The sequence below is a fragment of the Lysobacter sp. H21R4 genome (genome assembly GCF_015277535.1).
Classification (GTDB): Bacteria; Pseudomonadota; Gammaproteobacteria; order Xanthomonadales; family Xanthomonadaceae; genus Novilysobacter; species Novilysobacter ciconiae.
The window spans coordinates 1,104,816-1,127,474 of record NZ_CP063772.1 but is presented as its reverse complement, the minus strand read 5'-3'; the positions used below and the strand labels follow the sequence as shown (position 1 = coordinate 1,127,474).

General features: G+C 67.5%; 19 protein-coding genes and 1 tRNA gene. 11 read left to right on the top strand and 9 right to left on the bottom strand.

Annotated features, from left to right (window positions below; all coding sequences use genetic code 11):
• The 6 genes from INQ40_RS05230 to efp all read right to left on the bottom strand — a co-directional run bounded on the left by INQ40_RS05230 (window position 1) and on the right by efp (window position 5,902).
• The gene (locus INQ40_RS05230; RefSeq protein WP_194342111.1) at window positions 1-1,671 is read right to left on the bottom strand and encodes a diguanylate cyclase; all 1,671 of its coding nucleotides are present in this window, start codon (window positions 1,669-1,671) and stop codon (window positions 1-3) included.
• 171 nt (window positions 1,672-1,842) lie between these two features.
• Window positions 1,843-2,589, bottom strand: a complete 747-nt coding sequence (locus tag INQ40_RS05225; protein ID WP_194342110.1) for a phytoene/squalene synthase family protein — start codon at window positions 2,587-2,589, stop codon at window positions 1,843-1,845.
• Entirely contained in the window at window positions 2,586-3,254 is a 669-nt protein-coding gene (locus tag INQ40_RS05220) for a phosphoglycolate phosphatase (protein ID WP_194342109.1), read from the bottom strand. Before INQ40_RS05220 ends, INQ40_RS05225 begins: the two co-directional genes overlap by 4 nt.
• Before the next feature lie 2 nt (window positions 3,255-3,256).
• Complete coding sequence (gene ubiG, locus INQ40_RS05215) at window positions 3,257-3,979, bottom strand: bifunctional 2-polyprenyl-6-hydroxyphenol methylase/3-demethylubiquinol 3-O-methyltransferase UbiG (protein WP_194342108.1); 723 nt, start codon at window positions 3,977-3,979, stop codon at window positions 3,257-3,259.
• A 19-nt stretch (window positions 3,980-3,998) separates the two neighbouring features.
• Complete coding sequence (locus INQ40_RS05210) at window positions 3,999-5,336, bottom strand: TRZ/ATZ family hydrolase (protein WP_194342107.1); 1,338 nt, start codon at window positions 5,334-5,336, stop codon at window positions 3,999-4,001.
• Window positions 5,336-5,902, bottom strand: a complete 567-nt coding sequence (gene efp / locus INQ40_RS05205) for an elongation factor P (protein WP_193986802.1) — start codon at window positions 5,900-5,902, stop codon at window positions 5,336-5,338. The genes INQ40_RS05210 and efp overlap by 1 nt, the downstream gene beginning before the upstream one ends.
• A gap of 112 nt (window positions 5,903-6,014) precedes the next feature.
• On the opposite strand from efp, the gene epmB reads away from it, so the two are divergent.
• Window positions 6,015-7,067 (top strand): EF-P beta-lysylation protein EpmB, encoded by a 1,053-nt coding sequence (gene epmB, locus INQ40_RS05200; protein ID WP_194342106.1) that lies wholly within the window; start codon window positions 6,015-6,017, stop codon window positions 7,065-7,067.
• A 102-nt stretch (window positions 7,068-7,169) separates the two neighbouring features.
• Window positions 7,170-9,248 carry an EAL domain-containing protein gene (locus tag INQ40_RS05195; RefSeq protein WP_194342105.1) on the top strand — a complete coding sequence of 693 codons (2,079 nt, stop codon included), beginning with the start codon at window positions 7,170-7,172 and terminating at the stop codon, window positions 9,246-9,248.
• Between the two features lie 83 nt (window positions 9,249-9,331).
• Here the strand turns inward: INQ40_RS05195 and htpX are convergent, their stop codons facing one another.
• On the bottom strand, window positions 9,332-10,234 hold the full coding sequence (gene htpX / locus INQ40_RS05190; protein WP_194342104.1) for a protease HtpX: 903 nt from the start codon (window positions 10,232-10,234) through the stop codon (window positions 9,332-9,334).
• 118 nt (window positions 10,235-10,352) lie between these two features.
• On the opposite strand from htpX, the gene gluQRS reads away from it, so the two are divergent.
• The 3 genes from gluQRS to phaR all read left to right on the top strand — a co-directional run bounded on the left by gluQRS (window position 10,353) and on the right by phaR (window position 12,700).
• The gene (gluQRS, locus tag INQ40_RS05185; RefSeq protein ID WP_228482129.1) at window positions 10,353-11,282 is read left to right on the top strand and encodes a tRNA glutamyl-Q(34) synthetase GluQRS; all 930 of its coding nucleotides are present in this window, start codon (window positions 10,353-10,355) and stop codon (window positions 11,280-11,282) included.
• Between the two features lie 106 nt (window positions 11,283-11,388).
• Entirely contained in the window at window positions 11,389-12,129 is a 741-nt protein-coding gene (phbB, locus tag INQ40_RS05180) for an acetoacetyl-CoA reductase (protein WP_193986793.1), read from the top strand.
• An 82-nt stretch (window positions 12,130-12,211) separates the two neighbouring features.
• Window positions 12,212-12,700, top strand: a complete 489-nt coding sequence (gene phaR, locus INQ40_RS05175; protein WP_194342102.1) for a polyhydroxyalkanoate synthesis repressor PhaR — start codon at window positions 12,212-12,214, stop codon at window positions 12,698-12,700.
• 9 nt (window positions 12,701-12,709) lie between these two features.
• Here phaR and INQ40_RS05170 read toward each other — a convergent pair whose 3' ends face one another.
• Both INQ40_RS05170 and INQ40_RS05165 read right to left on the bottom strand, forming a co-directional pair.
• Window positions 12,710-13,627: a M48 family metallopeptidase gene (locus INQ40_RS05170; protein ID WP_193986789.1), complete on the bottom strand. Its 918-nt coding sequence runs from the start codon at window positions 13,625-13,627 to the stop codon at window positions 12,710-12,712.
• Window positions 13,628-13,661: 34 nt separating this feature from the next.
• The gene (locus tag INQ40_RS05165; protein WP_194342101.1) at window positions 13,662-15,503 is read right to left on the bottom strand and encodes a formylglycine-generating enzyme family protein; all 1,842 of its coding nucleotides are present in this window, start codon (window positions 15,501-15,503) and stop codon (window positions 13,662-13,664) included.
• Window positions 15,504-15,794: 291 nt separating this feature from the next.
• Between INQ40_RS05165 and rnd the strand changes: the two genes are divergently transcribed.
• The 6 genes from rnd (at window position 15,795) to INQ40_RS05135 (ending at window position 22,658) form a co-directional block, all read left to right on the top strand.
• Window positions 15,795-16,829: a ribonuclease D gene (gene rnd, locus INQ40_RS05160; protein ID WP_345776547.1), complete on the top strand. Its 1,035-nt coding sequence runs from the start codon at window positions 15,795-15,797 to the stop codon at window positions 16,827-16,829.
• Window positions 16,830-16,870: 41 nt separating this feature from the next.
• Window positions 16,871-16,946: transfer RNA gene (locus tag INQ40_RS05155), tRNA-Ala, on the top strand.
• Window positions 16,947-17,241: 295 nt separating this feature from the next.
• Entirely contained in the window at window positions 17,242-18,876 is a 1,635-nt protein-coding gene (locus INQ40_RS05150; RefSeq protein ID WP_194342099.1) for a TldD/PmbA family protein, read from the top strand.
• Window positions 18,877-18,895: 19 nt separating this feature from the next.
• Window positions 18,896-20,530 carry a TldD/PmbA family protein gene (locus INQ40_RS05145; RefSeq protein WP_194342434.1) on the top strand — a complete coding sequence of 545 codons (1,635 nt, stop codon included), beginning with the start codon at window positions 18,896-18,898 and terminating at the stop codon, window positions 20,528-20,530.
• Between the two features lie 34 nt (window positions 20,531-20,564).
• On the top strand, window positions 20,565-21,899 hold the full coding sequence (locus tag INQ40_RS05140) for a TldD/PmbA family protein (protein WP_194342098.1): 1,335 nt from the start codon (window positions 20,565-20,567) through the stop codon (window positions 21,897-21,899).
• 36 nt (window positions 21,900-21,935) lie between these two features.
• Window positions 21,936-22,658, top strand: coding sequence for a DUF4159 domain-containing protein (locus tag INQ40_RS05135; RefSeq protein WP_194342097.1), 723 nt, complete (start codon window positions 21,936-21,938; stop codon window positions 22,656-22,658).
• Window position 22,659: the final 1 nt, after the last annotated feature.

Here is a 22,659-nt window from a genome sequence, read left to right as displayed (position 1 = left end):
TCAGGCAGGCGCGGTCGTGGCGGTCACCGCCAGGCGACCGGTAACCCGGTCCCGCCCGCCCGCCTTGCTCGCATACAGGGCGGCATCGACGCGATCCAGCAGCTGCGCCGCCGTTTCCCCGTCCACGAGTTCGGCGACCCCGAGGCTGAGCGAGGCGTCGAAGAGGTGGCCGTCGATCGACAGTGGCCGACAGTTCACCGCCGAGCGCAGGTTTTCCGCGACGCCCATGGCCTCCTCCAGATGGGTGTCGGGCAGGATCACCAGCAACTCGTCGCCGCCCCAGCGGCCGAGGCTGTCGTAGGTGCGCAGCCGGTTGCGGGTACGCAGCGCGATGATTTTCAGGCACGAATCGCCGATCCCGTGGCCGTACTCATCATTGATCCGCTTGAACCGATCGATATCGAAGAACACCACCGACAGCGGGATCCGGCGCCGATGCGACTCCTCGACGCACGCCTTGAGCCGGTTCTGGATGGCCGTCCGCGACATTGCCCCGGTCAGCACATCCACGCTGGCCATGCGGCTGGCGCGGTCGCGGTCACGGCGCAGCTGCTGCAAGGTATCGCTCAGGCCGACCATCAACGCCATGCCGGCAAACAACAAGGCCGCCGGTAACGCGTGCATCAGCCACGACGGCCCGGCCCACAGGCCACTGGTCTCGCCGACGCGGACCATGAGCAGCGAGGCCATCGGCACCCAGGACGCCAGCACGAAGTACCCCGAGCGCTGGCGTCCCAGGCAAGCAAAGACCGCCGCGATCACCACCGCCACCGTGCCCAGCACCAGTACCAGGTTGCCCACGACGGGCACCCAGTGCGCGGCCGTGATCCACGTGCCGAGCGCCAACAGGCTGAACACGCCCAGGCAGGCCAGCAGCAGCGTCCACAGCGCCGGCTGCCGGGCGCGCATGTCCAGGTAGCGGGTGAGGAAGATCACGTTGAACGCCGCGTTGGCGACCACGAACAGGCGCGGCCAGCGCCAGTCCGTCCCGAGCAGTTCGGCCAAGGCAGGCACCATGCGGATATCTCCGCTGTTGGTGGCGAAAAATGCGACCTGGGCAAGCAGGCTCAGGCCGAGATAGGCGTACCCCCGCTCGCCGATGCCGACCCACAGGCCGAGCGCCAGCAATCCCATCAATCCCAGTCCGCCCAGCAGGAACGCCCGCCCCGCCACATGGTTGAGGTCGGCATGATGGACCGCCGCCAGCGACTCGATCGAGACCGACATCGGCGTACTTATCGGCGACTCGACGCGCAGGTAGATCGGCTCCCCCGCAACCAGGCCCGTTGGCAGCGGAAACACCAGCGCGCGACTGGAGAAGCCAGGGTCTGCATCAGGACCCAGCAGGGCCCGGGTGATTGGCGCGGGGCTTCCAGGCAGCCAGGCTTCCACCGTGTTGTGACCCGGGGACTGGAGCACCAGCTGCGCTTGCACCTGTACGTCCAGCGTGCGGTTGGCGGTGATCTTCCACCAGCGCGGCTGCGGGGTGAACTCATGGATCACCTGCCCCGCAACCGGCGCAAATTCGTTATCGAGAAGTCCGGCTGTGACGTCGGCAGCGCCCGCCTCGGGGTCCAGGCGCGCGACTGAAAGCTCCGCCAGCGTCGCGGCAGGCGGGGCACCGAGGACCTGTCCCGACATCAGCAGGCTGGGCAGCAGGGCCCAAAACACGAATACGGCCCACCGTCGCCCCACGGCGAGCCTGCCGTCGGACGACCGCCTGCTTCCTTTCGCTGGTTCCATACGCCCCCCTGCGCATACCACCGAAGCATAACGGGGAAAGCGTACCGACAACACGGGCCAAGTCGCCCGCCCGGCACTCGCGCGCGAGGTGACCCTGGCTCAGTCCCGGGCCGATCGCCAGGCGACCCACAGGGTCCTGGCAGCGGGCACGGGCGCGGTAGCCGCGCCCGCGGCCAGACGCCGCTGGGCCAATGCGGCCCAGAGCCGCCGCACGCGGCTGGCGGCGCGCTGCTCCGGCCACTGGCGATAGAGCTCTGCCGTCCAGGTGGCAAGCGGGTCGCCGTCGCCCGCGCGGGCAAGCATGTCCAGCGGCACCGCCTGATCGCCCTCGTGCAGCATGCGTGCATGCAGCAGGTTGGCCGCGACCAGCCGCTGGTCCGCCGGCGCCGCACGGAACAGGGCGGCGTCAATCCCGGCGAACGCGGTCGCCAGCGGCGCCAGCGTGTCGAATGCAGAGGCGACGCTGTCGGGTCGCTCGCGGGTCGCGGCGAGAACCGGCAGCACATCGGCCAGCGACTGCCACGGCGCGTCGATCGGCTGAAGAACCGTGGCGATGGGGTGGCGCCGGGCCCCGCGGCTCCAACCGCTGAGCTCTTCCTGCCACCAACCCAGCTTCGCCCGTCCCGGTATCGGGTCCGAACCACCCCAGCCCGCATCGACCAGTTCTTGCTGCAAGGTCGCCCAGGCAAGTGCCATCACGCGCTGATCGGCCGCGACAAACACCTCCGCGATGTTCCACTCGGGCCAGCGATTGCGCCATTTGGCGATGAAATCGGCCAGGGCGGCCGAATCATCCTCGCGTGCATCGGCGGGCCGATCGGTATCAACAGCAGAGGATTCGCTCATGGGACCGCCGGCCAGGTGGCGGGGTCCGCCAGTGCACGCGGATCGTCCGCAAGCACATCTCCGCCCCACAGCGCCGGATCGTCGCTGTCGAGTCGATAGCCCCAAAGGGCCACCACCGAAGGCATCCCTGCGGCGCGCGCAGCGATGATGTCGCGCTCGTCATCGCCCACATAGACGCACGATTCGGGCGCGACGCCGAGCCGCTCGGCGGCGACGGTCAGCGGAAGCGGGTCGGGCTTACGCCTGGCAAGCGTGTCGCCGCCGATGAGCACGGCGCAGCGGTCCTGCCAGCCGAGCATGGGTATCAACTGCTGCGCCAGGTACTCGGGCTTGTTGGTGACAATGCCCCAGACCGTGCCGGCGGACTCCAGTTGTTCCAATGCCGCTTCAATCCCGTCAAATGGTTTGCCGTGGCGACCCAGCTCGTCCGCGTAGCGCGTCAGGAACTCGGGAATCCAGCCTTCGCGCTCGCCGGCATCGAACTCCGGAAACGCGGCCGCGGCCATCGCCCGGGCACCCTTGGATACATGCGGGCGCAACTCGGCGATCGTCATCGGACCGCGCGACCTGGCCGCGCGCATCGCATTGACCGTGGCCAGCATGTCCGGCGCACTGTCCAGCAGGGTGCCGTCAAGGTCGAACAGGACCGTCCCGGGGAATGCCATGCTCAGTCGGCCTTGCGCGCAGCGGCCAGATAGTTGACCCCGGTCCGGCTGGTCAGGCGGGCGGCGTTGCGCCAGGGCTCGTACATCAGGCCGCTGACGTCCTCCAGCTGCAGTCCTGCGGCGCGCAGCCAGCTGCCCAGTTCGGAAGGCTTGATGAAGTCACGGTAGCGGTGGGTCCCCTTGGGCAACACGCCGGCGACATACTCCGCGCCCACGATCGCCAGCGCGAACGCGGCCGGCGTGCGGTTGAGCGTGGACAGGAACAGCTGGCCGCCGGGCTTGAGCAGGGTCGCGCAGGCCTCGATGACCGCGCCCGGATCGGGCACGTGCTCGAGCATCTCCATGCAGGTGACCGCATCGAAATGACCGGGCAGTTCAGCGGCCAGCGACTCGGCCGACTGCAGGCGGTAGGTCACTTCCGCGCCACTTTCCAGCGCATGCAGGCGGGCGACCTTGATCAGCTCCGGCGCCAGGTCGATGGCGGTGACGTGCGCGCCCTCGCGTGCCAGCGCTTCGCTCAGCAGGCCGCCGCCGCAGCCGATGTCCAGCACCTGCTTCCCCGCCAGCGCCGCCCTCCTGGCCACATAGGACAGGCGCGGCGGATTGAGCGCGTGCAGGGCCTTTTGCGGGCCGTGCGGATCCCACCAGCGGCTGGCCAGCGCGCCGAACTTGTCCAGCTCGGCCTGGCTGAAGTTGTCATCGCGCACGCTGTCGGGGGTGCTCATCCGGGGTGACTCCAGGTGTTCAAGCTTGGATCGCGGCGATCCGGGTGCGCCATTGGCGCGCGTTGGCAATCAGTGCCTGGCAATCCATGCCGACCAGTTCGCGCTGCTGCAACCGCGCCTTGCCGTCGATCCAGACATCAGTGACCTGATGGCGACCGGTGGCGTATACCAGTTGGGATACGACGTCGTGCAGCGGCTGGGTTTCGATCTGCTGCAGATCCACGCAGGCCAGGTCGGCCCGTTTGCCCACCTCGATCGAGCCGATGCTGTCCTCCAGGCCCATCGCCGTGGCGCCGCCCAGGGTTGCGGCCCGCAACGCGCTGACGGCACTGAATGCGGTCGCGTCGCCCGCGACCGCCTTGGCCAGCTGCGCGGCGGTGCGCATCTCGCCGAACATGTCCAGGTCGTTGTTGCTGGCCGCGCCGTCGGTACCGATGGCGATGTTGATGCCGGCCTGCTCCAGCTTGCCGACCGGGCAGAAACCGGATGCCAGCTTGAGGTTGGATTCGGGGCAGTGCACCACGCTGACGCCGCGCTCGGCGCACAGGGCGATCTCGGCATCGGTCAACGAGGTCATGTGCACGGCGATCAGGCGGTCATTGACCAGGCCGAGACGGTCCAGGCGGGCCAAGGGACGCTGGCCGTACTTCTGCAGCGATTCCTCGACCTCGTGCGCGGTCTCGTGCGTGTGCAGGTGTACCGGGATGTCGAGTTGGTCGGAAAGCATCCGGATCCGCTCGAAGCTGGCATCGGACACGGTGTAGGGCGCGTGCGGAACGAAGGCCATCGTCACCAGCGGATTGTCCCGCCACTGGTCGTGCACATCGATGGCGCGATCGAAGTACTCCGCATCCGTCTTCGCCCAGGCGGTGGGGAAATCGATGACCGGCAGGCCGACCCGCGCGCGGAAGCCGAGCTTCTGGTACGTCGCTGCCTGCACGTCGGGGAAAAAGTAGTTCTCGTTGGCGCAGGTGGTACCGCCACGAAGCATTTCCGCCACGGCCAGCGTCACTCCGTCGGCGACGAACTCCGGACCGATGACCTCCCCCTCGATCGGCCAGATGTGCTCCTGCAGCCACACCATCAGGGGCAGGTCATCGGCGATGCCGCGCAGCAGCGTCATCGGGTTGTGCGTGTGCGCGTTGACCAGGCCGGGGATCAGCACCGAGCCCGGGCGCGCCACCGTTTCACGCGCGTGGAAACGCTGCCTGGCCTCGGCCGTCGGCAACAACCCGACGATCGCGCCGTTGGATATGGCGACGGCGTGGTCCACCAGCACGGCATCACCCGGTGCGACCGGAACCACCCAGCCCGCCTCGATCAGCAGGTCGCATTCGCGCGGCGCGGTCTCGCTCATTACTTGACCCGGCTGACGTATTCGCCGGAGCGCGTGTCGACCTTGATGACTTCGTCCTGGGCCACGAACAGCGGCACGCGCACGACGGCGCCGGTCTCCAGGGTGGCCGGCTTGCCGCCGCCGCCGGAGGTGTCGCCGCGCACGCCCGGATCGGTCTCGACGATCTTCAGGTCAACGAAGTTGGGCGGCGAGACAAAGATCGGGTTGCCGTTCCACAGGGTCACGACGCAGTCTTCCTCGCCCTTGAGCCACTTGGCCGCATCACCCACGCCGTTCTTGTCGGCCTGGACCTGGTCAAACGACTCCGGATCCATGAAGTGCCAGTGCTCACCGTCCGTGTAGAGGAACTGCATGTCCGTATCCATCACGTCCGCGCCTTCCAGCGAGTCGGTCGCCTTCATGGTGACTTCCTGCGTGCGCCCGGTCTTGATGCTGCGGTACTTCACGCGGGTGAAAGCCTGGCCCTTGCCGGGCTTGATGAAGTCCGTATCAGTAATGACGCAAGGCTCATTATTGATCAGGATCTTCAGGCCGTTCTTGACGTCGTTCAAGCCATAGGTGGCCATCGGGAACTCCTGGAGTGTGGTGGAAAGCGGGATGCCGCGGGCCGCGAATTTGACGGCCCGCTAGAATGGACGGCTGCGCCGCGTGGACCGGTCGCAGGCAAACTGGATACGAATGATAACCGCACGCCCCTCGCCCATACAGCCAGACCCCGTTCCGCCGCGCTGGCAACAGTTGTGGCGCGACGCGGTGCGCGATCCGCGCGAGCTGGCAGGGCTGCTCGGCCTGGACCCTGGCCGGTTGGGCATCAGCGACGCCGCAGCGAGCCAGTTTGCGCTGCGCGTGCCACGCGGGTTCATCGCCCGCATGCGCCGCGGCGATCCGCACGACCCCCTCCTGCGTCAGGTGCTGCCGCTGGATGCGGAGATGCAGCCCAGCCCGGGATTCAGCCTGGACGCCGTCGGCGATGGCCCGGCCAACGCGGGCACCGGAGTGATCCGCAAGTACCGCGGCCGCGCCCTGCTGGTCGCCACCGGCAGTTGCGCGATCAATTGCCGCTACTGCTTCCGTCGCCACTTCCCCTACGCCGAGCAGAACGCGTCGATCGGAGGCTGGGGCGATGCGGTCGCGGCGATTGCCGCGGACCCGGGCATCGACGAGGTGATCCTCTCCGGCGGCGATCCGTGGTCCCTGGCGACCGCGAAACTCGCCGCGCTCACCGACGCGCTGGCGGGCATGCCGCATATCCGTCGCCTGCGTGTCCACACCCGCCTGCCGGTGGTCCTGCCCGAGCGGGTGGACGCGGAACTGGTCCAGTGGCTGACCGACCTGCCCTGGCCGGTCGCGGTCGTGCTGCACGCCAACCACGCCAACGAGTTCGACGATAGCGTCGACGCGGCGGTTGCACGCCTGCGTGGCTGCGGCGCCACGGTGCTCAACCAGGCCGTGCTGCTGCACGGCGTCAACGACTCGGTGGATGCGCTGGCGGCCCTGAGCGAGCGCGGCTTTGCCGCCGGCGTGCTGCCCTACTACCTGCACCAGCTGGACCGCGTGCAGGGCGCCGCGCACTTTGAGGTAAGCGATGAGCGTGCGCTGGAACTGCATGCGCAGCTGGCCGCGCGCCTGTCGGGCTACCTGGTCCCGCGGCTGGTTCGCGAGGTCGCCGGCGACACCGGCAAACGTCCGCTGGCAACGCTGGCCGACGCCAACCCGATCCCCGTGCGATAGCCGCGCCCGCTGGTCACCCCGCGGCGCAAAGTGACCCGACGCAAGTCTTGGGTGACACTCTTGCGCGATACTCGCCATCCAAGCACCGGGAAGGAACGCACAATGCAACTGGGGAAGGACAAGACGCTGCGCTTGATGATCGTTGACGACAGCGTCGATGACGCCGAGGCGATCGCCAACGGCCTGCGCAACAGCGGGATCGCCGTGCGCCCCAGTCGTCCCGAAACCCTGGACGAGCTTTCCGGCCTGCTGGCCAGCCAGCCGCTGGACCTGTTGCTGGTCGCCCGGAGCGCGCAGGGCATCCCGTTGGAACAGGTCGTCGCCCAGGTCGGCAGCAGCGGCAAGGACTTGCCGATGCTGGCAATGGTGGAGACCATGGATACCCGGCAGATGCTGGAAATGTCGTCGCTGGGCATCCGCGCCACCGTGCTGCGCGGCGAGCGGGCGCACATGGAGGCGGTGATCCGCCGCGAATGGAGCGACCTGGAAGGCCGCCGTGCGCTGCGCCGACTGGAATCTCAGGTCCGCGAAACCGACCGCCGCTGCGACGCCCTGATCGACTCGTCTCGCGACCCGATCGCCTACGTGCACGAGGGCATGCACATCCGCGCCAACAGCGCCTACCTGGAGGTGTTCGGCTTCGAGTCCTTCGAGGACATCGAGGGGATGTCCTTGCTGGACCTGATCGCGCCGCAGCACATCGATGAGTTCCGCGACCTGCTGAAGCGGCTGGGCAAGGGCGAGGCACCGCCGCCACGCCACGAAATCGAGGCCCGCACGCTCGACGGCACCGGCTTTCCGGCGGTGATGGAGTTCACCCCGGCCACCTACGAAGGCGAGGCCTGCCAGCAGATCGTGCTGCGCCGGCAGGAGCTGGACCCCGAGCTGGCCCGCGAGGTGGAGGAACTTCGCCATCGCGACCAGGTCACCGGCCTGCTCAACCGCGCCAGCTTCCTGCGCACGCTGGAGGACGCCGTCACCGACGCCGCCCGCGACGCCGGGCGCCAGGGGTTCCTGCTGGTGGAGCCCGACCACTACGCCCACCTGCTGCAGGACATCGGCCTGGACGCCGCCGACGAGCTGATCGCGGCGTGCGCGAAGCGGCTGCAGAGCGCATTGGGCGAGCACGACGTGGCCGCGCGTTTCGGCGAGCACCAGTTCGCCGTCCTCCGTCCTGACAGCGACTACCACGCCACCACCGCGCTGGCCGAGTCGATCCGCGCCGCCTTCGCCGACCATGTGCTGGAGACCGAGGCCCACTCGCTCAACGCCACCGTCAGCATCGGCGGCGTGCAAATCGGGCAGAAAATCGCCAGCGTCACCGAAGTGCTGGGCAAGGCACACGAAACGGTGCAGGCCAACCTGGCCGTTGGCGGCAACCGGGTGGACATCTTCGACCCGGGTGCGGTGGACCGCGCCGAACAGGAGCGCATCGAGGCCTGGGTGACCCGGATCCGCGACGCCATCGACGGCGATCGTTTCACCCTGCACTACCAGCCGCTGATCGGCCTGCATGGCGAGCCGATCGAGATCTACGATGCCTACCTGCGCATGCTCGGCGAGCACGGCGAGCTGGTGCCGCCGCCCGCGTTCCTGCCCATTGCCGAGGAGCACGGCCTGCTGTGGGAAATCGACCGCTGGGTGGTGGGCAAGGCGATCGCCGCCATTGGCGCGCGGATCAAGGCCGGGCACCGGACCACGCTCATGGTGCGCATCAGCGAGGTCTCGCTGCAGGGCGACAGCCTGGCCCAGCACATTGCCGAGCGGCTGGCGACGTTCGAGGCCGATGGCGCCCTGCTGGTGCTGCAGTTGCCCGAGTCCAAGGTATTCACCCACCTCAAGGCGGCCAAGGACTTCCAGCAGCAGATGGCCGGCCTTGGCGTTCGCGTGGGACTGGAGCAGTTCGGCAGCGGCCTGAACTCCTTGCAGCTGCTGACCCATTTCGATGCCGCGTTCCTCAAGCTCGACCGCAGCTTCATGGAGGACCTGCCGGCCAATCCCGAATACCAGACGCGGATCCGCGAGATCGCCGCCAAGGCACGCGAAACCGGTCCGCAGACGATTGCCGAGTTCGTCCAGGACGCGGCCAGCATGAGCGTGCTGTTTGCCGCCGGGATCGACTATGCGCAGGGGCAGTTCCTTGCCGCCGCAGGGCCGGACATGGATTACAGCTTCGGCTGAGCGCGGCAGCCCGCCGCGGGCTCGGACCGGTCCCACAAAAAACCTGCCGACTGGCGGGTTTTTCTTTTGCCGAAAAAAATCGATCAGGCGACAGTGCGCACCGTGTCCGCCCGCGCCCGCAGGGCGTTGATTCGTTCCTCCAGCGGTGGGTGGCTGAGCAGCAGGCGGCGCATGCCATGGCCGACCGCGCCGCTGATCCCGAACGCGGCCACCTGGTTGGGCAGGGTGTTGACGCCCTGGTTCTGGCCCAGCCTCTGCAACGCGGCGATCATCTTGTCGCGACCGGCCAGGCTGGCACCGCCGGCATCGGCGCGGAACTCGCGGTAGCGCGAGAACCACATCGCGATCATGTTCGCCAGCAGGCCAAACACCATGTCCAGCACAAACACGGTGATGTAGTAGCCAAAGCCTACGCCGCTGCTTTCGCGGTTGCCGCTCAGGTAGCTGTCGACGATGCGTCCGACGATGCGGGCCGCGACGATCACGAAGGTGTTGAGCACGCCCTGCACCAGCGCCATCGTCACCATGTCGCCGTTGGCCACGTGGCTGACCTCGTGGGCCAGTACCGCCTCGGCCTCGTCGCGGTTCATGGCGCCCAGCAGACCGGTGGATACCGCGACCAGCGAGTTGTTGCGGGTCGGACCGGTGGCGAAGGCGTTGATCTCCGGTGCCTCGTAGATGGCGACCTCCGGCATCTTGATCCCGGCCGCGTCGGCCTGCCGGCGCACCGTGGCCACCAGCCACTGCTCGGCCTCGTTGCGCGGCGTCTCGATGACCTGCGCGCCGGTCGAGCGCTTGGCCGACCACTTGGAGATCAGCAACGAGATCAGCGATCCGCCGAAGCCGAAGATCATCGCAAACACCAGCAAGGTGCCGTTGTCACCCAGCCGGATGCCGAAAACACCCTGTAAAACGCTCAACACCACACCCAGCAGCACCATCACTGCCAGGTTGGTGGCCAGGAACAATCCGATCCGCTTGAACATCGACACATTCCTTCCTGCGCGGGTTGCGCAGCCGTACCGCAATCTGTGGCACGCTCGGGCCGAATTCAAGAGCCAGCGACCTTGAGACACCATGGCGTCAGACCCGGATTGCCCGCCCTTGCCGAGCGGATCACTGCACGCGCGCGCGGCGCCGCCGGGCAGCGGCTACCGCGGCCGCTTCGCGCCCTCGCCAACCGGACCCCTGCATGCCGGCTCGCTGTTGTCGGCGTTTGGCAGCTGGTTGCTCGCCCGCTCCGCCGGAGGCGAGTGGCTGGTCCGCATCGAGGACGTGGACCACGGCCGCGAGGTGGCGGGCGCTGCCGCGTCGCAACTGTCTGCGCTGGAGGCGTTCGGACTCCGCCCCGACGCGCAGGTGGTGTATCAGTCGCAGCGCGAGCCGCTCTATCAGCGCGCCCTGCAACAGCTGCTCGACGCCGGGCTCGCCTTCGAATGCCACTGCAGCCGCGGCCAGCTGTCCGCCGTCGGCGGAATCCACCGCCGCTGCGTGGCACGATCGGACCGGCGCGATCCGGCGATCCGTTTCCGGGTCGCCGATGACAGCGCGGTCGCCTTCACCGACCGGATCCGTGGGCACGTGCAGCAGCGGGTCGACCGCGAGGTCGGTGATTTCGTCATCCGCCGCGCGGATGGATGCTGGGCCTATCAGCTGGCCGTGGTGGTGGATGACGCCGCGCAGGGCGTCACCGACGTCGTCCGGGGCGCGGACCTGATCGGATCCACCGCGCGCCAGATCCTGCTCCAGCGGGCACTGGGGCTGCCGACCCCGCGCTACGCCCATCTCCCTTTGCTGCTGGACGCGGCCGGCAGGAAACTGTCCAAATCCGAGCGCGCGCATCCCCTGGACCCTTCGACTCCGATCCCCGCCCTGCGCAGCGCGTGGCGAATGCTGGGGCAGGACCTGTCCTGCCTTGCCGCGACCGGCGACGTGGAAGCGCTGCTGGAGCAGGCGGTGGCGGGCTTTGATCCCAACCGCATCCCGATCCAGCCAATGCGGAGCGGACCGCTGCCGCTCTCGCACAAACGCTGACGCTCTGCTACACCTTAGATACCTGCGCCAGGCGTCACCGGCCCGCCGCACCCGACAGCCGGGGCTGCAACCGGGACCTGTTCCGGTCCCCATCAAGGAGAACACCATGTCGCAACGAATCGCACTGGTCACCGGAGGCACCGGCGGAATCGGTACCGCCATCGTCAAGCGGCTCAGCAAGATGGGCCACAAGGTCGCGACCAACTATCGCGACGAGGCCCGCGGACGCGCCTGGCAGGAAAAAATGAAGGCGGAGGGTTACGAGGTCACCCTGGCCGCCGGTGACGTGTCCTGCCCCGACCAGGGCGCCGCCATGGTCCGCGATGTCGAAAAGCAACTTGGGCCGGTCGACATCCTGATCAACAACGCGGGAATCACCCGCGATGCCACCTTCCACCGGATGACGCCGCAGCAGTGGGACGAGGTGATCTGCACCAACCTCAACTCGTGCTTCAACGTCACCCGCGCGGTGATCGAGGGCATGCGCGAGCGCAAGTGGGGGCGCATTGTCCAGATCAGCTCGATCAACGGCCAGAAGGGCCAGTACGGCCAAGCCAACTACGCCGCGGCGAAGGCCGGCATGCACGGCTTCACCATCTCACTTGCGCAGGAAAACGCGCGCATGGGTATCACCGTCAATACGGTGTCGCCGGGCTACATCGGCACCGAGATGGTGATGGCCGTGCCCGAGGAGATCCGCGAGAAGATCATCGCCCAGATCCCCACCGGTCGGCTCGGCACGCCCGACGAGATCGCCTACGCGGTGAGCTTTTTCGTGCCGGAGGAAGCCGGCTGGATCACCGGTGCGAACCTGTCGGCCAACGGCGGCCAATACATGGGCTGGTAGCCGAACAGGCGCCAACGGCGCTGTTGCAAGGCTCCGGGTGCTCCGCCATGCTGCAGGGCATCATTGCCGCAGGGACCTGTCGATGTCATCCAAGCGTGTCATCAAGAAATATCCGAACCGGCGTCTCTACGACACCCGCATCTCGAGCTACATCACGATCGAGGACGTGCGCCAGCTGATCGTCGATGGGGAAGAGTTCGAGGTCGTGGATGCGCGCTCCGGCGATGACCTTACCCGCCAGGTGCTGCTGCAGATCATCAGCGAGCACGAACAGGATGGAGAGCCGATGCTCTCCACCGAACTGCTGAGCCAGATCATCCGCTTCTACGGCGACTCGCTGCAGGGCTACATGGGCAGCTACCTGGAGCAGTCGATGCAGGCCTTTCTCGACCAGCAGCAGCAGTTCCGCAAGCAGATCGGCAACGTGCTCGGCCAGACACCGTGGACGATGATGAACCAGCTCACCGAGCGCAACATGACCCTGTGGAAGGAGTTCCAGAAGAACTTCTCCGCCAGCGTCGGCCAGGCGCCCAGGTCCGGGCGCAATACCGACGAGCCGTCCGACTCCTGACCGGCGCGGTTACTGCGGCGCGCTGCCGCAGTATTTTTCGTAGAAGCCCAGCGCCTGCGGCATCAGTCCCTGCAGCGTCTGGATGCGGTTCGCCGGGTCCGGATGGGTCGAGGCGAACTCCGGAGGACGTGCACCGCCGCCCAGCTGCGACATGCGCTCCCACAAGGGCACGGCGGCACGCGGGTCGTAGCAGGCCGCGGCGGCCAGCATCAACCCGATCTCGTCGGCCTGGGTTTCGTGGTTGCGCCCGTACGGCAGGATCAGCCCGTACTGCGCGCCCGCACCCAGGGCGGCCATTACCATCTGTTGCTGCTGCGGATCCATGCCATCCACGGCCATGCTCGCGGCGATCTGGCCCATCTGCACCAGGTTCTGCTGGGCCATGCGCTGCGAGCCGTGACGCAACAGCGCGTGGGCGATCTCATGCCCCATCACCACCGCCATCGCGTCCTCGGTCTGGGTGATCGGCATCAGCCCTGTGTAGACCGCCATCTTCCCGCCGGGCAGGCAAAATGCGTTCGCCTCGTCGGACTGGATGACGCTGACGTCCCACTGGAAGTCCTTGTAGGTGGTCGGCGCCTCCTGCTGGTTCTGCGCGGCCAAGTCGGCGGTGACCTGGGGCACTTTTTCGATCAGCCGGCTGGCAATGGCGCGGATCTCGCGACTGGCCGGCGCATCGGGAGGCAGCAGCGCGCCCTGGCCCTGCGCGTCGGCGCGCACCTGGCGATAGGCCTGCGCGCCCAGGTCGACCTCTTCACTGGTGCTGACGCCATAATGCGCCGTCTCGCCGGTGTACGGATCGGTCTCGGCGGAGCCAAACCACTGCCATGCGGCGAAGGCGGCGAATGCCACCAGGATCCACCAGCGGACGCCCACACCGCGGCGGCGCCCGGGTCCGGGCCGATTTCCCATGCGATCGGTGTTCATCGTGTTTCCTCAAAGGGGCCGGGGTGCAACCGGCTCAGATCTCGCGCACCACGCGGAAGCCTACGCGCGCGTTTGTGGTGTTGGCGTCACTGGCCAGGCGCCAGGAGGAACGCGTCTGTTCCGGCGAGCTGGCCCACGAGCCGCCACGCACGACGCGCTCGCGGCAACCGGGATTGACCCAGGCCTTGCCGGTGGTGGGCGCGCGACGGTAACTGCCGTGCCAGCAGTCGCCGACCCACTCGCTGACGTTGCCCGCGACATCGAACAGACCGTAGCCGTTGGGCGCATAGCTTGCTGCCGGCGCCGGTCCCCAGGCGCCGTCCCCGTAACCTGCAAACGCGTTGCGCCAATGGCGGCCGCTGGGGGAGGCATCCAGCGCGCCGGTGTAGTTGCCGCTGCCCGGCGGCGGGGCACCCTCGCCCCACGGAAACGGCCCCGGATTGCCGGCGCGCAGCATGTACTCGAATTCGGCCTCGCTGGGCAGCCGGTAACGGTGCCCGGTCTGGTCGGCCAGCCACTCGGCGTAGGCGTCGGCATCGCGCGCACTGACGTGGAGCACCGGCAATTCGTCCGCAGCCGGCTTGCCGGTGTAGTCGTGGCGCCAGTCCACGCCGTTGCGGCGGACGAGGTTGCCACTGCGCTCGTCGTAGATGGTCGAGTACCCGCGTCGCGCGGCACGCGTGGTGTATCCGGTCGCGGTGATGAAGCGGCGGAACTCGGCCACCGTCACCTCGTGCTGGGCGACCGCCAGGCCGCGGTCAAAACGGATAGTGCGCGCGGGACGCTCCGCGTCGGTGGCCTCCGGGTCGGTCTCGCTGGCGCCCATGCGGAACGCCCCGTGCGGAATCACCACCAGCGCGGGACCGCGTCCGCCAAGGCGCAAGGCTTCGGTAAATACCTGGCCGGGCCGGAACAGCCCGTAGTGGCTGGCAAGCTCGATGCGCTCGCGCAGTTCGACGGCGGCGGGATTGCCCTCCGGTGCAATGCGCAGCAGGTTCGCCAGGTGGGCGCGGGCGACATCCACCCCGCCCTCCGCGCTCAGCGCGGCGATGCCCTGGTCGCGCAGGCTGCCGATGCGCGCCAGGCGCACGCGCGCGATGTGGGCGCGCGCCCGGTCCACGGTGTCCATGTCCGGCCGCAAGCCGGCGGCCTTGTCGAGCCAATCCCCGGCCTGCTCGTAGTCGTCGGCCTCGGCGGCTTTTTCCGCGCGCCGGATCAGGGCGCTCTCGGCGGCAGCCAGTCCTTGCGTGGCCCGGGCATTGCCCGGTCGAAGTTCCAGCGACTGGCGAAACCAGCCGATCGCGCCGCCATCGCCCGTTTCGCCGATGTCATCCTGGTTCAGCGCCCGCTCGCCGCGCAGGCTGGCCTCCTGCGCCTGCTCGACGGTCTGCAGCTGGTCCAGATAGGCGACCACCCGCGGATCCTGCGCCGCCACGACGCGCAGCACCGAGCCGACTTCCTGCGCCTGGCGCAGCGCCGCAGGTTCGTCTTCGACCGCAGCCAGCATCGTGTCCGCACGGCTCACCAGCGCATCCACCGCCTCGCCGAAACCGCGCTGGACCTCGGGATCATCCGGCGCGCTCTGGCGCAGGGCAAGGTACAGCGGAATCGCGCCAGCACCCTCACCGTCACCATCGCCATCACCAAACAGGCGGCCGGCTTCCAGCGCTTCGTGGGCTTGCGACTTGAGCTCGTCGGTATTGCCCTCGTCGACCTGGATGCTGGGCGCCTCCCACACGACCACCTCGGGCATCGCCTCGTCGGGGCCGATCGTCACCACCGGTGCCGCGCCGCTGCCTTCCTTGCCGGCAGGCTGATCGATCGCCCCGTTACCGTCGGACCGGGAGCACGCCGAGGCGAGCGTCAGGGCTGCCATCAGCACCGCCACGATCACGGCGACTCGGCCGCGCGGACCCTGCGCGAACGACGATGCGGCTGGCACTGGGTGGCGCAATCGTCCTCCTCGCCCGTGGGCTGTCGCGGTGGGGCGCGCCGGTAAAGGCACGCTGAAAGTAGGCTATTGTCGCCGCTCCCGGCAACTCCCGTCTCCGGCTTACCGCACGTGACAGATTTCGCGACTTCTCCGCCCCGCTCCGCCAGCCCCGCACCGGTCTGGATCGACGATCCCCATGACCTCCGCGCGCGCCTGAGTCCTGCGCCCGGGCGCATCGGGGTGGACACCGAATTCATTCGCGAACGCACCTATTGGCCGAAACTGGCGCTGGTCCAGATCGCGCTGGAGCGCGACGGACAGCTCGACATCCTGCTGGTGGACAGCCTGGCGCCGGGCATCAATGAAGCGCTCGCGGCGATCCTCGCCGATACGACGATCCTGAAGATCATGCACAGCCCCAGCGAGGACCTGGTCGCCTTCAAGCACGCGTGTGATGCGCTGCCGCGGCCGCTTTTCGATACCCAGCTGGCGGCCTCGCTGACCGGGGTGGGCGGCGGCATGGGTTACCAGAAGCTGGTGGAAAGCATCACCGGCGTGCCGCTGGCCAAGGGCGAGACACGCTCGGACTGGTTGCGCCGCCCGCTGTCGGCATCGCAACTGGAATACGCCGCCGACGACGTCCGCCATCTGTTCGAATTGCACGATGTGCTGGAGAGCCTGCTGGAAAAGCAGGAGCGCAGCGGATGGCTCGCCGAGGACGCGGAGCGCGCGCTCGCCAACGCCGAGATCGACGGGCTGGAACGCTGGCCGCACCTGTCCCTGCGCGGCTCGCAGTTCCTGGATCCCGGTGCCCAACGCAGCGCCATCCGCCTGCTGCGCTGGCGCGACCGGTATGCCCGCGAGACCGACCGCCCGCGGGGCTGGATCCTCGACAACGAACTGGCGCTGCTGATCGCGCGCGAGCAGCCGACCGACCCCGAAGCGCTGCAGGCCCTGCTCGACGGCCATCCAAAGGCGCCGCGCAAACTGACCGGCGCCATCTGGGAAGCCCTCCACACGCCGGTTGGCGAGGAGGATGGTGCGCCCGACGCGCGGGTCGCGGAAAGACGCGACAAGAACCGCCTGCGCGCATTGCAGGATGCCGTTGCTGCGCTCAGCGCGGATCTGCACCTGCCATCCGGTGTGCTCGCCTCGCGCAAGCACCTGGAAAGCCTGCTTGACCATGGTGAGTGGCCCGACGCGCTCGCCGGCTGGCGGCAGGAAGTCCTCGAACCGGTATTGACGCCACTGCTGGAGCCGAAGCACTAGCGCTGGCGTCGCCGCCCCGTTAGACTTGGCCCCGCTTTCATGGGGCGGTAGCTCAGCTGGGAGAGCGCCACGTTCGCATCGTGGAGGTCAGGGGTTCGATCCCCCTCCGCTCCACCATGAAGCAGTCCGGATCGCGTCCGGAACCGTAAAGAGCCCTGCCATCCGCGCAGGGCTTTTTGCTGTGTGGGACATCAACCGGGAAATGCGGGCTTTCCTTCTGTCCGAGTGATGCGGGTTTGTTTGCCTCATGAGGCCAAGTCGCGCCGGATCCGGATCTGCCCCAACGGATGTGTCGAAGGTCACTTGACGCATTCCGGACTCCTCACCACAGTCGATTCACGCGGTTTCCCCTCCTGTCTCCAACGCTTTGCGTTCGTCAAAGCCGGTCGAGCACACCAGTGGCGCATGAACGATGGATAGACGGCAGTTTCTCACTCTCAGCAGCCTCGGCGTCGCCGGCCTGGCGATCCCCGGATGGGGTCACGCCATTGCAGCGGAGGCCCTGCTGGATCCCGCACTCGACCTGGCGATGAAGAAATCGCTCGCCGACACGGCGATGCAGGCGGCCACCGACAGCGGCGCGTCGTACTGCGATGTCCGCATCGGCCGCTACCTTCGCCAGTTCGTGATCACGCGCGAGGACAAGGTCCAGAACGTGGTGAATACCGAATCCACCGGCATCGGCGTGCGGGTCATCGCCGATGGTGCCTGGGGTTTCGCGGCGACCAACGACCTGGGCACGGCCGGTGTCGCCGAGGCCGCCCGGCAGGCGACGGCCATCGCCAAGGCCAACGCGAAGACGCAGACCGCCCCGGTTGAGCTGGCCGCCACGCCGGGCCTGGGCGAGGTGAGCTGGAAGACGCCCATCCGCAAGAACGCGATGGCGGTGCCGCTCAAGGAAAAGGCCGACCTGCTGCTGGGCGTGAATGCCGACGCGATGGGCGCGGGGGCCAGCTTCGTCAACTCGATGCTGTTCCTGGTCAACGAGCAGAAGTATTTCGCCTCCACCGACGGCTCCTACATCGACCAGGACGTGCATCGCATCTGGGCGCCGATGACGATCACCGCGATCGACAAGGCCAGCGGCAAGTTCCGCACCCGCAGCGGCCTGTCGGCGCCGATGGGCATGGGCTTTGAATACCTGGACGGCGACGCCTCGGGCCGCTTCGTGCTGCCCAACGGCGTCACCGCCTACGGCCAGTCTTACGACATGCGCGCCGACGCGATCGCTGCCGCCAGGCAGACCGTGGAGAAGCTCAAGGCGCCGTCGGTCAAGCCCGGCAAATACGACCTGGTGCTCGACCCCTCGCACACCTGGCTGACCATCCACGAATCAGTGGGGCATCCGCTCGAGCTGGACCGTGTGCTCGGTTACGAAGCCAACTACGCCGGGACCAGCTTCGTCAGCCTGGACAAGGTCCGCGACCGGTTCCAGTACGGCAGCAAGAACGTCAACATCTTCGCCGACAAGACCCAGCCCGGAAGCCTGGGCGCGGTCGGCTACGACGACGAGGGCGTAAAGACCCGCCGCTGGGACCTGATCAAGGACGGCAAGCTGGTGAACCTGCAGGCGACGCGCGACCAGGTCCACCTGCTCGGCGAGGACGCATCGCACGGCTGCTCCTACGCGGACTCCTGGTCGAGCGTGCAGTTCCAGCGCATGCCCAACGTGTCCATGGCCCCGGGCAACGCCAAACTCAGCGTCGCGGACATGATCAAGGACGTCGAGAAAGGCATCTACATCATCGGCGACGGCTCGTTCTCGATCGACCAGCAGCGCTACAACGCGCAGTTCGGCGGCCAGCTGTTCTACGAGATCAAGGACGGCAGGATCACCGGGATGCTCGAGGACGTCGCCTACCAGATCCAGACTCCGGAGTTCTGGAATTCCTGCGTGGCGGTCTGCGACAAGAGCGACTACCGCTTCGGCGGGTCGTTCTTTGACGGCAAGGGCCAGCCCTCGCAGGTGTCGACGGTATCCCACGGCTCCAGCACCGCGCGCTTCAACGGCGTCAACGTGATCAACACCGCGCGCAACCTGGGTTGATGGAAGGACACGAGCGATGATGCACCGCCGCGATTTCCTCAAGGCCTCCAGCGCAGGGCTCGGGCTGCTGTTGCTGCCCGCGTTCGGCCGGGCCATTGCCGCCGAGGAGCTGACCGGCGGTATCGATGCCGCCTTGAAGAAGCGCCTGGCCGACACCGCGCTGGATACCGCCAAAGCCGGCGGTGCGAGCTATTGCGACGTGCGCATCGGCCGCTACCTGCGCCAGTTCATCACCACCCGCGAAGACAAGGTCGAAAACGTCGTCAATACCGAATCCACGGGCGTCGGCATCCGCGTGCTGGCCAACGGCGCCTGGGGTTTTGCCGCCACCAACCGGCTCGGTACCGATGCGGTAGCCGAGGCGACCCGGCAGGCACTGGCGATCGCGAAGGCCAATGCCGGCACGATCACCGAACCCGTCCAGCTGGCCCCGACCCGCGCGGTCGGCGAGGTCAGTTGGGCGACGCCGATCCAGCGCAACGCGATGGAAGTACCGATCAAGGACAAGGTCGAGCTGCTGATGTCCGCCAATGCCGCGGCGACCGCCGCCGGTGCGAGCTTCGTCGCCTCGCGGATGTTCCAGGTCAACGAGCAGAAATACTTCGCCTCCACCGATGGCTCCTATATCGACCAGGACATCCATCGCATCTGGACGCCGTTTACCGTCACCGCGATCGACAAGGCCAGCGGCAAGTTCCGCAGCCGCGACGGGCTGTCCTCGCCGATGGGGATGGGCTATGAGTTCCTCGACCCCAAGCCGCAGCACCGCTTCGAGTTGCCCGGCGGCGTGGTGATGTATTCGGATTCCTACGACATCGTCGCCGACGCCGCGGCCGCGGCGCGCGATGCCAGGGCGAAACTCAAGGCACCGTCGGTCAAGCCGGGCAAGTACGACCTCTTGCTGGACCCCAGCAACCTCTTCCTCACCATCCATGAATCGGTCGGTCATCCGCTGGAGCTCGACCGCGTGCTCGGCTATGAGGCCAACTACGCCGGCACCAGTTTCGCCACGCTCGACAAGTGGCGCTCGGGCGATTACCGCTACGGCAGCGACCAGGTGACCTTCGTCGCCGACCGGACCCAGCCGCACTCGCTCGGCGCGATCGGCTTCGATGACGAGGGCGTGGCGGCGAAGCGCTGGAACCTCGTCGAGGACGGCGTGCTGGTCAATTACCAGGCCACCCGCGACCAGGCCCACATCATCGACGAAGAGCGCTCGCACGGTTGCTCCTACGCCGATTCGTGGTCGAGCGTACAGTTCCAGCGCATGCCCAACGTCTCCCTGGCGGCCGGCAAGTCCAAGCTTTCGCCGGCGCAGATGATCAAGGACGTCGACGACGGGATCTACATCTTCGGGCGTGGCTCCTACTCCATCGACCAGCAGCGCTACAACGCCCAGTTCGGCGGCCAGCTGTTCTATGAGATCAAGAACGGCGAGGTCACCCACATGATCGAGGACGTCGCGTACCAGATCCGCACCCCGGAATTCTGGAACGCGTGCTCGGCGACCTGCGATCAGCGCGACTATCGCCTTGGCGGGTCGTTCTTCGACGGCAAGGGCCAGCCCTCGCAGGTATCGGCCGTCTCGCACGGATCCAGCACCACCCGCTTCGACGGCATCAACGTCATCAACACGGCACGCAACCTCGGCTGAGACGCCAGGCACGCACCAATCAGGAGTTGCACAGATGGGTATGTTCACCGAACAGGAAGCCAAGGCGATCCTCGACAAGGTCATCGCCCTGTCGACGGCCGACGAGTGCACGGCGACGCTGACCGGCGCGATCGACGGCAACGTCCGCTTCGCGCTGAACAATATCTCCACCAGCGGCGTGGTCAGCAACACCGATCTGGGCGTGCAGGTGGCGTTCGGCAAGCGGGTCGGCACCGCGACGATCAACGAGTTCGACGACGCGGCGCTGAAGCGGGTGGTGCAGCGCGCCGAGGAGCTGGCCAAGCTGGCACCGGAGAACCCCGAGTTCGTTCCCGCCGTCGACAAACAGGAGTACAAGCCAAGCCCGACCTTCAACGCGGCGACCGCGGCGATCACCCCCGAGTACCGGGCCCAGGTCGCGGCCGATTCGATCGCGCCCAGCAAGGCGGAGAACCTGGTTGCCGCCGGCTTCCTCAACGACGGCCAGCGCTTCTCCGCGATGGCCAACAGCAAGGGCAACTTCGCCTACCAGAAGGCCGCGGCGATGGATTACACCTGCACCGTGCGCACCGAGGACGGCACCGGTTCGGGCTGGGTCGGACGCAACCTGGCCGATGTCAGCGACTTCAACGTCGGCAACGACATCCAGACCGCGATCCGCAAGGCGCGCAGTTCGTCGGGTGCCAAGGCGCTGGAGCCGGGCAAGTACACGGTGATCCTGGAGCCGGCTGCCGCGGCGGGCCTGGTGTCGTTCATGATGCGGTTCTTCGATGCGCGCCAGGCCGACGAGGGCCGCAGCTTCCTCTCCAAAAAAGGCGGCGGCAACAAGCTCGGCGAGCAGGTCTACGACCCCCGCGTGAACATCAGCTCCGACCCGTGGAACCCCGAAGCCGCGGTGCTGCCCTGGGACGAGGAGGGCCTGCCGCGCGAGAAGATGGCGCTGGTCAAGGACGGGAAGATCGCCAACCTGCAGTACTCGCGCTTCTGGGCCAGGCAGCAGGGCAAGCGTGCGGTCGGCCGGCCCGGCAACCTGCTGGTGGCTGGCGGGACCAAGTCCACCGGCGACCTGGTGCGGGAAACCCAGCGCGGCATCCTGGTCACCCGGACCTGGTACATCCGCATGGTCGATCCGCAGACCGTGTTGCTGACCGGGCTGACCCGCGACGGCACCTTCTACATCGAGAACGGCGAGATCAAATACCCGGTCAAGAATTTCCGCTTCAACGAATCGCCGGTGATCATGCTCAACAACATCGACGAGCTTGGAAGGCCGGTCCGCGTGGCCGGCGATGAGTCGGACATGGTGATGATGATCCCGCCGATGAAGCTGCGCGACTTCACCTTCACGTCGCTCTCGGACGCGGTCTAGCGGTGTTCGCGGCGCTTCATCGCCCGTGTTGACGGGATGAGCAGCGTCGCTGGCCGCAGGCGGTTCCTGCGCACGTTCGGGGCGGCCGCGGCCGCCGCCCTGCTCGGCCCGCTGCCGTTCGCCACCCGCGCGCAGGCGACGAATTACGACTTCTGGTTCACCCGCCTGCGCTACGAATCGGGCGACTGGGACGTCGACGAGCGGATGCCGTCCAATGTGCTGACCTCGCTGATCGACTACACCAGCCTTCGCGTCGACCCGAAGGAGCACGTGCTCGACCTGGCCGATCCGAAAATGCTGATGGCGCCGTTCTGCTACCTCGCCGGCCACAAACTGGTCGAGTTCAACCCGGCCGAGCGTCGCAACTTCGAGCAATACGTGCGCAACGGCGGGTTCGTCTTCGTCGATGACTGCAACCACGACATCGACGGCCTGTTCGCCCGATCGTTCGAGGCGCAGATGGCCTCGATCTTCGGCAGGACGGCGATGAAAAAGCTGCCCAACAGCCATGCGCTGTACCGCAGCTTTTTCATGTTCAAGGACGGCCCGCCCGCCACGACCTTCGAGCTCAACGGCTGGGGCGACGACCTGGTCCACGACTACCTCAAGGGCATCGAGGTCAACGGCCGACTCGGCGTGCTCTATAGCAACAAGGACTACGGTTGCGAGTGGGACTACGACTGGCGCAATCGGCGCTTTCTGGCCGAGGACAACACCAAGCTTGCGGTCAACATCGTGATCTACGCACTGACCGCCTGAA